Source organism: Bradyrhizobium sp. Pa8, from assembly GCF_052588265.1.
This window is the reverse complement of sequence record NZ_CP176767.1, coordinates 4,991,392-5,005,281: the sequence shown is the minus strand read 5'-3', so window position 1 is coordinate 5,005,281 and position 13,890 is coordinate 4,991,392. Positions and strand designations below refer to the sequence as shown.

Below are 13,890 nucleotides of genomic sequence, written 5' to 3'. Positions count from 1 at the left end.
GCCGGCAAATTCACCGCGGCATCTCGTCCAGCCCCAGGCAAAAACTACACTGTATCGTTTTGTTTGGCAAGCGCGCCGGGCGATCAAGTCGGCGTCAAATATGTCCCGGTCTGAGCCACAAGCCGGCTCTGGCGTCGTCCGAGCGGGTTGATCAGCCTCTTCCGACACGCAATAAGCACGACCATGAATCTTCCCGACACCGGTCTACCCAATCATTTCGAGCTGCTCGCCACCGATGGCGCCGCGCGCACCGGGCGCCTGACCACGCCGCATGGCGTGGTGCGGACGCCGGCCTTCATGCCGGTCGGAACCGCCGGCGCCATGAAGGGCATGCACTGGCGCGAGGTGCGCGAGGCCGGCGCCGACATCGTGCTCGGTAACACCTATCATCTGATGCTGCGTCCCGGCGCCGAGCGGATCTCGGCGCTCGGCGGCCTGCAGCGGTTCACCGGCTGGAACGGGCCCATGCTGACGGATTCCGGCGGCTTCCAGGTGATGTCGCTGTCGGACCTGCGCAAGGTCACCGAGAGCGCCGTCACATTCCGTTCGCATATCGACGGCGCCAAGGTCGAACTGTCACCGGAGCGCTCGATCGAGGTGCAGCGCTTCCTCGGCTCAGACATCGCCATGCAGATGGACGAATGCGTGCGGCTGCCGGCGGAGCGCGACGACATCGAACGGGCGATGCGGCTGTCGCTGCGCTGGGCCGAGCGAAGCAAGCGCGCATTCGAGAGTGCGCCCGACGGTTACATGCTGTTCGGCATCGTGCAGGGCGGCGACGTGCCGCAACTTCGTCACGCCAGCGCCGAGGGCCTCGTCGCAATCGGGTTCCACGGCTATGCGATCGGAGGACTTGCCGTTGGCGAGCCCCAGGCGGTGATGCTGGCGATGATCGACGAGACCGCACCGATGCTGCCGAGAGAGCGGCCGCGCTACCTGATGGGCGTCGGCACGCCGGACGACATCCTCGAAGCGGTCAAGCGCGGCATCGACATGTTCGATTGCGTGATGCCGACGCGCAATGGCCGCCATGGCGTTGCCTTCACGCGCTTCGGCCAGGTCAATTTGCGCAACGCGCGCCACGCCGACGATCCGCGTCCGCTCGACGAAGAGAGTTCCTGGCCGTCGGCGCGCAACTACGCGCGCGCCTACCTGCATCATCTCGTCAAGGCGGGCGAGACGCTGGGCGCCATGCTGCTCTCCGAGATCAATATCGCCTACTACCAGTTCCTGATGCAGGGCATCAGGGACGCGATCGCACACGGGACGTTCGACGAGTTCTACCAGCGTACGCGCCAGGACTGGGCGAGGGGCGACATAGCCCCGCGCTAATCAATTGCAGACGATCCGCTGCTTGACGGCGTGCTTGGTCACGAAGCCGTAGCCGCAATTGTCGCAGGTCCAGAGATAGCTGATCATGTGGTCAGAGATGTAGGCCGATGCTTCGGCGGCGACCATCGAGTCGGCGCAGACGGGGCAGGTGGGCAACTCGCTGCAACGCGGGTCGCGGTGATATGCGACGGTCGACAACACTTCAGCGACTGCTGACATCGTGGTGACCTCTCTGCTTTGAGACCTAAGTCTAACATAGACCGAATCAGTTGACGAGGTCGCAACACAAATGCGTTGGTTTTCTGATAATTACAGCTCACGCGATTTTGCGATGCAGCGTATTTAACATGTGCCGCATTGTCGCTTGCGTGTCGTCCCAAGCTGTCCGTTACTGCACAAGAGACGCTGCAGAAGCAGAAATTGTCGTCACAGGGAGTTCATCATGGACGTATCGTCCAACACGGGTGCAGCGCACCAGCCCGGCCGCGGCCGGATCTACTCTTCGATCGTCGAGGCCTTTGGCGACACGCCGATCGTGCGCTTGCAGCGGCTGCCGGGCATGCACGGCGTCAACGCGACGATTTTGGCAAAACTTGAATATTTCAATCCCGCCGCGAGCGTGAAGGATCGCATCGGCGCGGCCATGATCATCGCGATGGAGAAGGCCGGCATCGTCAAGCCCGACACCGTGCTGATCGAGCCGACCTCGGGCAACACCGGCATCGCGCTCGCCTTCGTCGCGGCCTCGCGCGGTTACCGGCTCAAGCTGGTGATGCCGGAATCGATGTCGATCGAGCGGCGCAAGATGCTGGCCTTTCTCGGCGCAGAGCTGGTGCTGACGCCGGCGGCACAGGGCATGAAGGGCGCGATCGCGACCGCCGAGGAGCTCCTGAAGACGACGCCGAATTCGGTGATGCCGCAGCAGTTCAAGAACCTCGCCAATCCCGAGGTGCACCGCCGTACCACCGCCGAGGAGATCTGGAACGACACCGGCGGCAACGTCGATATCTTCGTCGCCGGCGTCGGCACCGGCGGCACCATCACCGGCGTCGGCCAGGTGCTCAAGCCGCGCAAACCGTCCTTGCGGGTGGTGGCGGTCGAGCCGGAGGAAAGCCCGGTGCTATCAGGCGGCCAGCACACGCCGCACAAGATCCAGGGCATCGGCGCCGGCTTCGTGCCCGACATCCTCGACCGCTCGGTGATTGACGAGATCGTGAAGATCAACTCGACGACCGCGATCGAGACCTCGCGGGCGCTGGCGCGGCATGAGGGCATTCCCGGCGGCATCTCCTCGGGCGCGGCGATCGCGGCTGCGCTCCAGATCGGCAAGCGGCCGGAAGCTGCGGGAAAAACCATTCTGGCTATAGTGCCGTCCTTCTCCGAGCGGTATCTTTCGACGGCTCTGTTTGAGGGAATCTAGGACATGACGGATCAACCGAGGCGGCCACGCACGCTTGGCGATGCGCGGTCGGAGGCCGAGGCAGCGTTCAAGAAGGTGACCGCCAAGGTCACCGTGGCGCCGCCGAAGCCGAACGTGGCGCCGGGAATCAAGGAGCAGGTCACGCTGCGCATCGACCAGGACGTGCTGGAGTTCTTCCAGCAGGGCGGGCCGGGCTGGCAGGAGCGCATCAACGAGGCGCTGCGCAAGGCGGCGGGGAAGTAGCGCCTCCTGCCAGGGGCGCCGAAGGGCGGCGCGCCGGCGAACTCAGAGGACCTGCGACAGAAACCGCTGCGTTCGCTCGTCCTTGGCCGCCGTAAACAAGGCTTCCGGCGGCCCGTGCTCGACGATCACACCGCGGTCGGTGAAGTAGACGTGATCGGCGACCTCACGCGCGAAGTTCATTTCATGGGTGACGAGGAGGCATGTCATGCCATCCTCGGCCAGCTCCCGGATGGTGACCAGGACCTCCTTGACCGTTTCCGGATCGAGGGCGGCCGTAACTTCGTCGAACAGCATGATGTCCGGTCGCATCGCCAGCGAGCGGGCGATGGCCACGCGCTGCTGCTGTCCGCCGGAGAGTTCGCCGGGATAGGTATCCTCCTTCCCCGCGAGCCGCACCTTGGCAAGCAGCGCCCGGGCGCGCACTTCGACCTCGGCACGTTTCTGGCCGAGAACATGGATCGGCGCCATCATCACGTTCTGGAGCGCGGTCTTGTGCGGGAAAAGATTGTACTGTTGAAAGACCATCCCGACCTTGCGGCGCAGCGCCAACTTGTCGAGCCTGGGATCGGACACCTCGATGCCTTCGATCTGAATGCTGCCGGACGAGATCGGCTGCAGCGCATTGATGCAGCGGATCAGCGTGGATTTTCCTGATCCGGACGGGCCGATGATGCAGATCACCTCGCTCTTCCTGACCGACAGGCTGATGCCTTTCAGAACCTCGAGAGCGCCGAACGACTTTCGGACGTCGACGCATTGGACGATGGGCTGATCCGGAGTCCAGCTCGTGGCCATGCTCTGCTCCCTCAGCGTATGCGGAACCGACGCTCGAGACGAGCGGTCCAGAGGTTGATCGGATAACAGTAGAGAAAGAAACACAGCAGCGCGAAACCGTAGAGCGGCGCGAACAGTTCCGGTCTGCCGCCTTCGGCGGCATGTACCTGCGCAGTCAGGGTGAGCATTTCCGAAACACCGACGATCGATGCCAGCACCGTCGACATCGCGACCAGCGCATAGACGTTCATCCAGGGCGGCAGCATGCGCTTGATGCACTGTGGCAGCATGATCAGCCACATCGTCTGGCGCCGTGTGAACGAGAGCGATTCGGCCGCCTCCCATTGCGTCGACGGGATGGAGCGGACAGCACCGCGCACGACCTCGGCGACATTCGCCATGACGGGCAATGCGAAGCCCACCGTTGCCTTGATCCAATCCGGCAACGGGATGGTCGTCTTGAAGAGGGTGACCTGGAAGGGCACCAGAAACATGACGAAGAACAGCAGCACCAGCCAGGGCGCGTTGCGGAAGAATTGAGTCAGGAGCCAACTGACGGCGGCGAGCGGTCGAAACTCCGACAACAACCCCAGACCCAGGCCGAGCCCGGCGACGGTCCCCAGCAGCATGGCCAGCAGGGAGATCAGGATGTTGAAGGCGAACCCGCGCAGCAGCAGTGGCGACCATTTCACGATGACTTGCAGCGGGGACAGCATCGCCGGTCCGGTCTGCGCCCACGCGGTGGACGCGGCCATGATGGCGCAGAAGCAGAGGATCGCGGCCGCCAACGGGCCGATCCGAACGGATATCCGGGCCGGCGCGGGACGGTACGGCAGAAGGACGGCAAGCCTGGGCTCGGCCTGGACGTCTTTCATCGGACATATCCCGGGATGCGCATCGCCCGCTCCCAGCGATGCATCAGCCAGACGAGGACGCCGACAAGGATGCCGTAGGTCGCCAGCAATACGACCATCATTTCGAAGACGTTCTGCGATTCCGACCAGATCTGCTTGACCGCGTACAGCGTTTCGGGAACGGCGATCGCATAGGCGAGCGTCGTCGTCTTGAGCAGGTTGACGAGGTTGTTGTTCAATGCGGGAAGGCAGACGCGAATGGCCAGCGGAAGGACGATATGGATGTAAGCCTTGAGGCGCGTGTATCCGAGCGCCTCCGCGGCTTCCAGCGTTGTCCTCGGCACCGCCTCGATGCCGGAGCGGAAGATTTCGACGTTGAAGGCGGCCGCGAACAGTGACAGCGAAATGATGGCCCATTGGACGTTGCTCAGCAGCGGAACGCGCATGCCCGCCGCCTCGACGGCCGGAAGCATGGTGCCGAGGCCGAAATAGAAAAAGAAGATCTGGACCAGCGGCGGCGTGTTGCGGAACACCACCACGAAAGCATTGACGGGCAACCGCAACAGCATCGACGGACTGCCCTGCAGCAAGGCGCCAACCGCGCCGATGATGAGGCTCAGCAGGATGGTCGTGATGCTCAGAAGCAACGTCATCTTGAGCCCGCCGAAATAGCGGTCCCAATCGTAGGCATCGTAGAATACGGAGAAATTCAGCCCCGTTGTTTCGTAGAGCCGTTGAAACCAGTCGCCGATTTCGTGCATTTTGCGCGACACCAAACTGTTGAGGCGATGCCTCGTATCAGTGCATTGGCTCGACCTGTTCGGAGCGCAAGATGTATCTGGCGCTCCGCTCTGCGCATCTACTTGTCCTTGTATTGCTCATGCATGAGCAGCGAATACTCGGTCGGCGTAATGCCCCACTTCTTTTCCGCTGCCACGATGAAGCCGGTCTTCATCCAGTCCTTTGTCGTATCTTCGAGCAGCTTCTGAAGGCTGGCATTATCGAGCGCGACAGCGATCATCCATGGCGATGGCAAAATACCTTTCAGGGGCAAGTCGTAGTCCGCCTTCCACTCGTCTTCGAGCAGTTTGCCTTGCAGGAAGGTCTGATCGTAGACATAGCCGATGCAGTTGCCCTGCTTCATGGCGAACAGAGGCTTCTCCGAGCCGTCAAACGCAACGATTTCGGGGCCGTAGGATTTGGCAACGTCCTTGTTGTACCAGGCCCCCGACGTTGCGCAGACGGGTTTTCCCTTGAGCTCGGCCCAGTCCTTGATGCCGGACTTCTTGTTGAGAAGGATGTTCACATAGTCCGAGTAGTACAGCGGTTCGATGGCTTGAACCACGCGGCGGCGCTCCGGCCTGTCCGACATGGTCGCGATCAGCAGGTCGACCTTTCCCTGCTGAAGAAATTCGATTCTGTTGGAGGCCGCGACCGGAACGAGTTCGAGTTTGACGCCGAGGCGCTTGGCAATGTCTGCGGCGAGATCCGGCTCGATGCCGACCACGTTTCCCGTGGGATCGCGGAAGCCGAAGGGCTTGTAGTCGGCCTTGACGCCGACATTCAACGTGCCGCGCTGCTTGATGGCATCGACGCCATCAGCTGCTTGGGCACTGCCAAGCATCAGCAACGCCGCGATGCCTGTCATCATGGAACGGACAATGTCTCTCATCGGATGACGCCTCCAGGATTGTAATCACGACGCGCGTTGCGCGCGCATTCTCAAGATACAAGGCTCGTGCCAAACGTCACGAAAATCGGGAGATGGAGAATGGGCTGAGGTCGATCGCGCTTCGACCGTCGGTCACCATCCCGGCCACGACGTTGCCGATACCTGCCGAGTGCTTGAAGCCGTGGCCCGAGCACGCCGAGACGACACAAATCCTGTCCTGGTCGGGATGGCGGTCGATGATGAAGCCCCGATCGGGCGTCACCGTGTAGATGCAGGCTGCCGCCTGCGCGACGCGCGGCGTGGCGCCGGCGAGCCGCCCCGCGACGTGCTTCCGGTACATTTGCGCCGATTCGGCGGGATCGACGGTGCGGTCGATCGTATCGGCCGTCGTGCTGGTCTCGTACTGCTCGGTCGCGACCTTGAGACGACGATCGCCAGGCAGCGGCGGGAAGCCGTAGAGGTAGTCGACATCCGTCGCGCCATGCATCCAGATGAACACAGGGGCGTCGGCGCGATACGCGCTGGTATCGTCGAGTTCGTACCAATGCAGCACCTGCCGCTTCACCGTAAGCACGCGGTCAAACGGCGCGCCGAGCAGGTGGGCATTCCAGCCGCCGGCCGACACCACCACCTGGTCGGCCTCGAATGTGCCTGAGGACGTTTCCACCCGAACGGCGGAGCCTCGCTGCGCGATCGAGAGAACCTCGACTCCCGTGCGGATCGTTGCTCCGAGCTGCTCCGCGCGCGTCAGCTGCGCCTTGATGCAGCGCTCCGGAAAAACGTACCCTCCGCCGGGCTCGTAATAGGCCTTCTCGTTACCTTGGAGATTCAGGAACTGCGGGAAGCGATGAGCCACCTCTCGCCCGTCGATCACTTCATGAGCGATGCCGAAGTCACGCGCCGCTCCAATCGAGCGCGCGACGAAATCGGGCTTGCCGTGGTGCGACGTCTCGCCGACACCGGGCGCCATGACGACGAGGCCGCATGGGTTCAGCAGCTCCGCAGACGTCTCGGCTTCGAGCTCACGCCAGATCCGGTGGGTATCCAGCACCAGGGGCACGTAATCGCGGCCTTCGCCGACCGCCTGCCGGGTGATGCGGGTTTCACCGTGGCTGGATCCCATCGTGTGGGGCGGGGCGAAGCGATCGAGGCCGACCGCCTTTACCCCTCGCTTGGCCAGTTGATAGAGGGCCGCGCTGCCCATGGCACCGAGGCCGATCACCAGAATATCCGCTTGCTCGCTCATGGATCGGGACTGCTTAATTGTTAGGACAGCACGAATTCTGCTTTCAGATGCGGCTCCTCGACAAGGATAATTCATGGAATGAAGAGAATTTGCATCCCTATATGACTTCTGCTTAAGTCATCGGGATGCAGCCACCTGTTCCAGACCTTCGAAGCCTGCAGATTGTCGCTGCCGTCGCGGACTCCGGCAGCATGCTCGAGGCGTCGCGCCAATTCGGGATGACGCAATCCGCGGTATCTCAGGCAGTCAGGCGTGCCGAAGCCGCCGTCGGCGTCGCCTTCTTCAACCGCAGCCGCAGGCCGCTGACGCCGACCCGGGCAGGGCGCATCCTCGCAGACCGCGTTCTCGATCTGAATCGCGACTTCGATGTGCTTCTCAGCACGCTCCGGGCTGCGGCGGAACAGTCTGCACGTGTCGATCTCAGGCTCGGCCTCGTCGATTCCTACGCGGGCACCGTCGGCGCGCACCTCGTCAAGGAGCTCATGACGGGGTCGATCGCGCTAAGCCTGTCGGCATGGTCGGGGCTTGCTCATTCTCATGCCGAGGCCCTGGTTCGTCGCATGATCGACGCGGCGATCACATGCGATGCGATGGACGACCTGTATGACGTCGAGCGCTTCCCGTTCTACCGCGAGCCGTACCTGCTCGTGGTGCCGCGCGGACTGGAAGCTGAATTCGCCGACCTTGATTTGCGCGAGATCCTCGCCCGGCACCGTCTGGTCCGGCATAGCGAACGTTCCTATGTCGGCGCTCAGGTCGAGCGCCATCTGAGTCGCTTGGGCATTCGACCGCCACGGGCCTTCGAGTTTGATACCTCGGACAGCCTGGTAGCCATGGTCGCGACCGGCATGGGCGTGGCGATCACCACGCCGCTGTGTCTGTTGCAGGGGCTTGCCCACGCGGCCCAGGTCAGCGCTCTCCCGCTGCCGGGCCCTGGATTCTTTCGTGAGCTGCTTCTGGTGACCCGGCGCGGAGATCTCTCATCGTTGGCGCCGCGCATCGCCGAGATGGCGCGAATGAGCATTACGACGCAGGCGATGCCGCGCGTCCGGACGCTCGTGCCCTGGTTCACCCAGGATTACTAGCAACGGAAAAGCCCGGCTGGCGCCGGGCTTTTCCGTTTGAGCTCTGGCCTTGCGCCTCAGCGGCGGAACATGCCGCCCATCATGCCGCCGACGACACCGCCGACGAAGGCTGCGCCGGCATCGCCGCCGCCGCTGTTGCGATGCTGAACCGGTGCGCTGCTCTGGGCCTGAGCCGGGGCAGCACGCCGTGCCGGCTTCGCGCTGTCGTCGCTCGCGGTGGCCGGCGCGGCCGCCACGATCTCGGACAGCAGGGCCTTGTGCTGGAGCTTGTTGAGGTAGCCGGTCGAGGGATAACCGCGAGCGGCCTGCCAGCGCTTCAGCACCGAGCGCGTCTCGTCGGTGAACGCACCGGTCACCTTGGTGTCGAAGCCAAGCCCGGTCAGACGGCGCTGCACGTCGCGGCGCTGGCCCTTGTCGAGGCCGATCTGGTCCTCGGTAAGCTGGCTGGCGTCATCGGTGAAGGTGGCGGGATCGATCCCGGAGTTCAGATTGCGGGTCGCCGTGGACGGGCCGCTCTTGATCGCCGCAAGCCGCGCCAGCGCCAGCGCCTTGAACTGGCCGTTCGGATAGGCCGAGAGATAGGCGTTGAGCTCTTCAGGCTTGTTGGATTCCTTGACCGAGCGCCAGTACTCGAGCTCGACACCGTCGGAGCTGCTCGCTGCTGCCGGCACGTTTCCAGAAGCGGTCGGGGCTGCGTTGGCAACCTGCGTCTGCTGCGACGGGTTGAGATAGACCGCGCCGATCAGGTTGGTGTGGCCCCAGGGAAGCTGGCCCTTGCGGGTCTCCTCGTTGACCTGGGCGCGCACCGACGTCATCGCCTGCTGGATCTCGACGCCGGGCTTGGTGATGTTGTCGATCAGCGCGCGGGTGAACGGGCTGTTGTTGCCCTCCTGGCCGTCGAGCGCGGTCTGACCCGGGCCGGTGGCGAACGCGATCAGCGTGCCTTCGCCCGACTTCATCTCGGCAAGACCGCTCTGCACGTTGACGCTGCGCGTTGCCGAGTTCGACTTGATCTTGGCGGCGAAAGGATTGTCGCGGCAGGCGTCGAGGAAGACGAGCTTGACCTTGGCGTCGCCCATGGTCTGCTCGAGCGTCAGGTCGATATTGATGGCTGCGCCGAGCTTGACGTCCATCTCCGACTTGATGTCGGCGTCGACAGGCAGGAGGTAGTTGCTGCCGCTGACCGCGATGCCGTGGCCGGCGTAATAGAACACTGCGACATCGGAGCCTTGCGCCTTGCGGCCGAAGTCCAGAAGCTTCTCCGTCATCTGGTCGCGGGTGAGGTTGGATCCTTCGATCACCTCGAAGCCGACATTGCGCAGGGTCGCCGCCATCGCCTTGGCGTCGATCGGCGGGTTCGGCAATTGTGCGACGTTCTTGTAGGAGCCGTTGCCGACGACGAAAGCGACACGGCGGTCGGCCTTCGCGGCACTGACCGACAGTGCCATGCACATCAGCGAAACGAGCAGGGTGAGAGTGCGCATCTGAAATCCCCAACAGAATCGAATTGCAGGCAGCAACAAATTGGCAACGAACCTACACGAAGTGCCCGACTTCGCGCCACCAAAACGGCAGTACGTCGTATTCAACCCGCTGCTGTGTGGCCGAATGTGCACGATGGAATGACCCTCCAACGTGATCAAAATCACACGGCCACTTCGTTTTTGTCGCGCGAGACAGCGCGAGGTTCACTGCGCGCGGGCGGGAACCGGGGCGGTTGGCTTCAGATTCAGGAGATTGCCGCACAGGATCAGCGTCGCGCCAAGCACGGTCCAGGCGTCGAGCCGCTCCGAATACAGCAGCCAGCCGACAGTCGCGGTGAGCGGCACCCGCAGGAAGTCCATCGGCACCACGATGGTTGCATCCGCGTAGCGGAGCGCGCTGGCGAGGCAATAGTGCGAGAATGTGCCGCAGACCCCGATGACGAAGAGCCAGCCCCAGAGAGTGGTTGACGGCCAGGTCCAGACATAGAGCGTCGGCAGCAGGCCCACGACCATCTGCACCACGATCATCCAGAACAGGATCGACAATGCGCTCTCGGTCCGGGTCAGCGATTTCGCCAAGATCATGGAAATGCTGAAGCCGATCGCGGCTCCGAGCGCGATCAACTGGCCCGGATTGATCTCGCCGGTGGCGGGCCGCACGATCATGACGACGCCGACGATGCCGAGTGCGATGGCGGCGATCTTCCAGACGGTCATGCGCTCGGACAGGAACGTTGCGGCCAGCAGCGCGGTCCAGATCGGCATGGTGAATTCGATGGCGACGACCTGGCCGATCCCGATCAGCGTCAGTGCGTAGAACCAGCCGAGCTGCGCGAAATAATGGACCCCGTTGCGCGCGAGGTGCTGGGGCAGGCGTTTGGTCGCGACCGCCTTGAAGCCGCCGGCCCGGTAGATGATCGGCAGCAGCAGCGTGAAACCGATCACGGAGCGCACTTCCATGATCTCGAAAACGTTTAGCTCGCGCGTGGTCTCGCGGCCGGCAACCGCCATGACCAGCATCAGCGCCAGCCAGCCGGCCATCCACAGTGCAGCCATCGTTTTGGACGGTGTCGCGGTCATCGTTGCTGGTGCGGGCGATCGAGCCTGAGGGGAGGGCCGGTATCGGCGACATCGCCGGCGTTTGCAACGGCCAAAACTGCGGATGCAGCGATGCAGGGCGGCGTGCTAAGGCAGCATTGAACAACAAGAAAAGGGAGATATTCGCTCATGCAAATCTTGCAGCCGGCCGAATGGAAGAAACCGCGGGGCTTTTCTCACGGCGTCGTGGCCGAAGGGCCGGGCCGCTGGGTGGTGCTGGCCGGGCAGACCGGCGGCGACGAGACCGGCAATTACGCGCCTGACATGGCGGCGCAGGTCGCAACCGCGCTGAAGCGGATCATCAAGCTGCTGGGCGAGGCCGGAGCCGGTCCGGAGCACATCGTCCGCCTGACCTGGTACCTGACCAGCCGGAGCGAATATGAGGCGGCCGGGGCCGGCATCGGCGCGGCCTGGAAGGAAACGCTGGGGCGCAATTTTCCGCCCTCGACGCTGCTCTACATCGGCGGTCTCGTGGACGAGCGGGCCAAGGTCGAGATCGAGGTCACGGCGTTCGTGCCGAACGCATAAAACGCATAAAAAAGCCCCGGCGGAATCGCCGGGGCTTTTGCCTTGAACGCGGGCCGCCTTAGCGCGACAGCGAGATATTGGCGCCGCGGAATTGGCTGTCCGCGCGCATCGTGACGTTCTGCTTGTTGCCGGACGTCTTCAGCGAGATGTTGGCGTTGAAGCCGGCGGTCGAGGCGACCAGCTCGTAGTTTCCGCCAGCGCCGCGGCCCTGGAGGGAGCCGCTGATGTTGCGGCTGGCCTCGGACCAGCTGCCGGCGATGGCGCCGCCTTCAGCCCTGACGTTGGCGCCGAGATTGAACTTGTAGGCGTCGCTGGCGCAGGTCAGCGACATCTCCATCGTCGGTCCGATCGGGGCGTATCTGGCCCGGCAGCGGATCCGTTCGGTCGAGCCGTCATCCAGCGTGACGGTGCCGGCACCGCTCCAGCTCCCCGCCAGCGGGGCGAACGGGCCGGACTGGGCCTTGCTCTCAGAGTTGGCGATCCCCGCCGCAAACAAAACGGCGGCCGCGATCAGCAGCCGCCGGCTTACGACGTGGGTCCCGAATTTCTTACTGGCGCGATGCTTCCCACCGCCCGCTGCACGGTATGCCTGCAGATGCTCCATTCCACTTCCCCGATCCGGCGTTGCCGCTGAGTTGACCGTTGGCATATGCACCATTGATCGAAACTTTCACAAGTCCCCCGCTGCCGATGGTGCCGGAAACGTTAGCGCCGGGCGCGGTGATCTTGCCGTCGGCAACCGTCAGCATGGAGCTCGCGGTCGGCTCGCAGGTGCCGCTTTTGGTCACGATGGTGACGTGCCAGTTGCCGTCATAGGGGGTCTGGGCGAAAGCGGGAGCGGCGAGGGTGATAACTGAAGCGGCACAGAATGCCGTAATGCGACCAAAACGCATGAATTCCGTCCTTGAATCTGTCTGATATGCTGACGCTTATTCGGCCCAAATGTGACGGAAATTTGTTGCATTGCCAAAGCGAAAATTGTTCCTGTGGAAACAATGGTTTATTTGTGTTTCCGGCTCCAATTTTCGAAGCAGAATCAACGCGGCTTCACGTTAAGGGTAAACGTCAGGAGGGGACTCAGGGGGAAGGACTCACGAAAGACTTGGCGCCAAGGTCGCGAACTGCTCGTCCTGAACCTTGGAGGGCAACGCCTTGTGGACCTTGACGTAGTCGATCACGTCGGCCAGCAGCTTGAGGCCGAGCGGAGCGAGCGCGCGCTCCCAGAGTTCGCGAGCCGTCTCGCCCTTCCTGACGAAGCACCAGTCCTGGGCGGCGATGGCGCCGGCGTCCATGCGGTCGGCAAGATGATAGATCGTGCCGCCTGCGACCGGATCGCCCTCCTTGATGGTCCATTCCACGGCGGCTTTGCCACGATGACGCGGCAGCAGCGAGGGATGATAGCCGATCCCGCCGAACTTCGCGGCGGCCAGGGCGTCCTTGCCGATCCGGGCGTGGCTGTGGGCGGTGATGATCAGGTCGGTGTCGGGCCCGATCTCAGAGGCGACCACCAGTTTCGGATTGGCCTGGACCGCCACCTCGATGCCGGCCGCCTTGGCGCTCGCGGCGAGGCGATCCTCGGCGTCGGCCACGACGACCCGCACGATCGAGACGCTGTGCTCCCGGAGCATGTTCAGGGTGGTCACGCCGAAATGGCGGGAGCCGACGAGGGTAATGCGCATGGGTGTCCGATCCGTCTCGCAACTGCGTCATCCCCGATAACACGTCGGTGCGTCCTGTCACCAGCCGCGGGCGGTTTGTGCCGGTTATCAACAATGCAACGGGCGCGGGGCGCGACAGACGCCGCGATTGCGCGGCCGGCCGTTCCGGTGCTTCCATGCGCGTATTGCACCGTATCAGGAGCGAGCGCATGCGATGCGCGTGGTTTCGCGGCACTGAGCGTAGCCACGCCCGCGCGCGCCGGCCGGCCGTACCCGTCGGTCCCGCCCGAGGTCGGGGTGGCGCCCTTCATCGGTCCGACGTGGGATGCCTATCGTTGCGTCGAAGGGCAGGTCTATAATTTCTACCATGCCGCCTATTACGACGAGGAGCTGCCCGCACTCTATCGCGGCTACGCCTACAGGCCGTACTACCGCTACAGCGCCTACCGCAGGCTGCCGCGCAAATATTTTTGCGTCACGGACTAGCGTTGCCGGG

The 13,890-nt window shown here is 63.6% G+C and carries 17 protein-coding genes; 6 read left to right on the top strand and 11 right to left on the bottom strand.

The window, feature by feature from the left end:
* Positions 1 to 183 precede the first annotated feature (183 nt).
* Positions 184 to 1,332 carry a tRNA guanosine(34) transglycosylase Tgt gene (gene tgt / locus ACKWRH_RS23085; RefSeq protein WP_445215383.1) on the top strand — a complete coding sequence of 383 codons (1,149 nt, stop codon included), beginning with the start codon at positions 184 to 186 and terminating at the stop codon, positions 1,330 to 1,332.
* Here the strand turns inward: tgt and ACKWRH_RS23080 are convergent, their stop codons facing one another.
* Positions 1,333 to 1,551: a hypothetical protein gene (locus tag ACKWRH_RS23080; protein ID WP_304489905.1), complete on the bottom strand. Its 219-nt coding sequence runs from the start codon at positions 1,549 to 1,551 to the stop codon at positions 1,333 to 1,335. It lies immediately after the preceding gene.
* A gap of 223 nt (positions 1,552 to 1,774) precedes the next feature.
* Between ACKWRH_RS23080 and cysK the strand changes: the two genes are divergently transcribed.
* Positions 1,775 to 2,752, top strand: a complete 978-nt coding sequence (gene cysK / locus ACKWRH_RS23075) for a cysteine synthase A (protein WP_445215382.1) — start codon at positions 1,775 to 1,777, stop codon at positions 2,750 to 2,752.
* A 3-nt stretch (positions 2,753 to 2,755) separates the two neighbouring features.
* The gene (locus tag ACKWRH_RS23070) at positions 2,756 to 2,995 is read left to right on the top strand and encodes a BrnA antitoxin family protein (RefSeq protein ID WP_445215381.1); all 240 of its coding nucleotides are present in this window, start codon (positions 2,756 to 2,758) and stop codon (positions 2,993 to 2,995) included.
* 42 nt (positions 2,996 to 3,037) lie between these two features.
* Here the strand turns inward: ACKWRH_RS23070 and ACKWRH_RS23065 are convergent, their stop codons facing one another.
* From ACKWRH_RS23065 to solA, 5 genes are all read right to left on the bottom strand, one after another.
* Positions 3,038 to 3,790: an amino acid ABC transporter ATP-binding protein gene (locus tag ACKWRH_RS23065; protein ID WP_445215380.1), complete on the bottom strand. Its 753-nt coding sequence runs from the start codon at positions 3,788 to 3,790 to the stop codon at positions 3,038 to 3,040.
* Between the two features lie 11 nt (positions 3,791 to 3,801).
* Positions 3,802 to 4,644 (bottom strand): amino acid ABC transporter permease, encoded by an 843-nt coding sequence (locus ACKWRH_RS23060; protein ID WP_445215379.1) that lies wholly within the window; start codon positions 4,642 to 4,644, stop codon positions 3,802 to 3,804.
* Positions 4,641 to 5,384: an amino acid ABC transporter permease gene (locus ACKWRH_RS23055; protein ID WP_445215378.1), complete on the bottom strand. Its 744-nt coding sequence runs from the start codon at positions 5,382 to 5,384 to the stop codon at positions 4,641 to 4,643. The genes ACKWRH_RS23060 and ACKWRH_RS23055 overlap by 4 nt, the downstream gene beginning before the upstream one ends.
* A 98-nt stretch (positions 5,385 to 5,482) precedes the next feature.
* A complete protein-coding gene (locus ACKWRH_RS23050) occupies positions 5,483 to 6,295 on the bottom strand; it encodes a transporter substrate-binding domain-containing protein (protein ID WP_028152112.1) in 813 nt (270 codons plus the stop codon).
* Positions 6,296 to 6,371: 76 nt separating this feature from the next.
* Positions 6,372 to 7,541 carry an N-methyl-L-tryptophan oxidase gene (gene solA, locus ACKWRH_RS23045; protein WP_445215377.1) on the bottom strand — a complete coding sequence of 390 codons (1,170 nt, stop codon included), beginning with the start codon at positions 7,539 to 7,541 and terminating at the stop codon, positions 6,372 to 6,374.
* 191 nt (positions 7,542 to 7,732) lie between these two features.
* On the opposite strand from solA, the gene ACKWRH_RS23040 reads away from it, so the two are divergent.
* Positions 7,733 to 8,626 (top strand): LysR family transcriptional regulator, encoded by an 894-nt coding sequence (locus tag ACKWRH_RS23040; protein ID WP_232208434.1) that lies wholly within the window; start codon positions 7,733 to 7,735, stop codon positions 8,624 to 8,626.
* A 56-nt stretch (positions 8,627 to 8,682) separates the two neighbouring features.
* On the opposite strand, the gene ACKWRH_RS23035 is transcribed toward ACKWRH_RS23040, so the two are convergent.
* Entirely contained in the window at positions 8,683 to 10,110 is a 1,428-nt protein-coding gene (locus ACKWRH_RS23035) for a caspase family protein (protein WP_248877668.1), read from the bottom strand.
* Positions 10,111 to 10,314: 204 nt separating this feature from the next.
* Positions 10,315 to 11,190, bottom strand: a complete 876-nt coding sequence (locus ACKWRH_RS23030; protein WP_354096450.1) for a DMT family transporter — start codon at positions 11,188 to 11,190, stop codon at positions 10,315 to 10,317.
* 147 nt (positions 11,191 to 11,337) lie between these two features.
* On the opposite strand from ACKWRH_RS23030, the gene ACKWRH_RS23025 reads away from it, so the two are divergent.
* A complete protein-coding gene (locus tag ACKWRH_RS23025; protein WP_038955466.1) occupies positions 11,338 to 11,736 on the top strand; it encodes a RidA family protein in 399 nt (132 codons plus the stop codon).
* Positions 11,737 to 11,794: 58 nt separating this feature from the next.
* Here ACKWRH_RS23025 and ACKWRH_RS23020 read toward each other — a convergent pair whose 3' ends face one another.
* The 3 genes from ACKWRH_RS23020 to ACKWRH_RS23010 all read right to left on the bottom strand — a co-directional run bounded on the left by ACKWRH_RS23020 (position 11,795) and on the right by ACKWRH_RS23010 (position 13,415).
* Positions 11,795 to 12,340 (bottom strand): hypothetical protein, encoded by a 546-nt coding sequence (locus ACKWRH_RS23020; RefSeq protein ID WP_445215376.1) that lies wholly within the window; start codon positions 12,338 to 12,340, stop codon positions 11,795 to 11,797.
* Complete coding sequence (locus ACKWRH_RS23015; RefSeq protein ID WP_014495138.1) at positions 12,285 to 12,629, bottom strand: hypothetical protein; 345 nt, start codon at positions 12,627 to 12,629, stop codon at positions 12,285 to 12,287. The genes ACKWRH_RS23020 and ACKWRH_RS23015 overlap by 56 nt, the downstream gene beginning before the upstream one ends.
* A 198-nt stretch (positions 12,630 to 12,827) precedes the next feature.
* Complete coding sequence (locus ACKWRH_RS23010) at positions 12,828 to 13,415, bottom strand: formyltransferase family protein (protein ID WP_445215375.1); 588 nt, start codon at positions 13,413 to 13,415, stop codon at positions 12,828 to 12,830.
* Positions 13,416 to 13,691: 276 nt separating this feature from the next.
* Between ACKWRH_RS23010 and ACKWRH_RS23005 the strand changes: the two genes are divergently transcribed.
* The gene (locus ACKWRH_RS23005) at positions 13,692 to 13,880 is read left to right on the top strand and encodes a hypothetical protein (protein WP_445215374.1); all 189 of its coding nucleotides are present in this window, start codon (positions 13,692 to 13,694) and stop codon (positions 13,878 to 13,880) included.
* Positions 13,881 to 13,890: the final 10 nt, after the last annotated feature.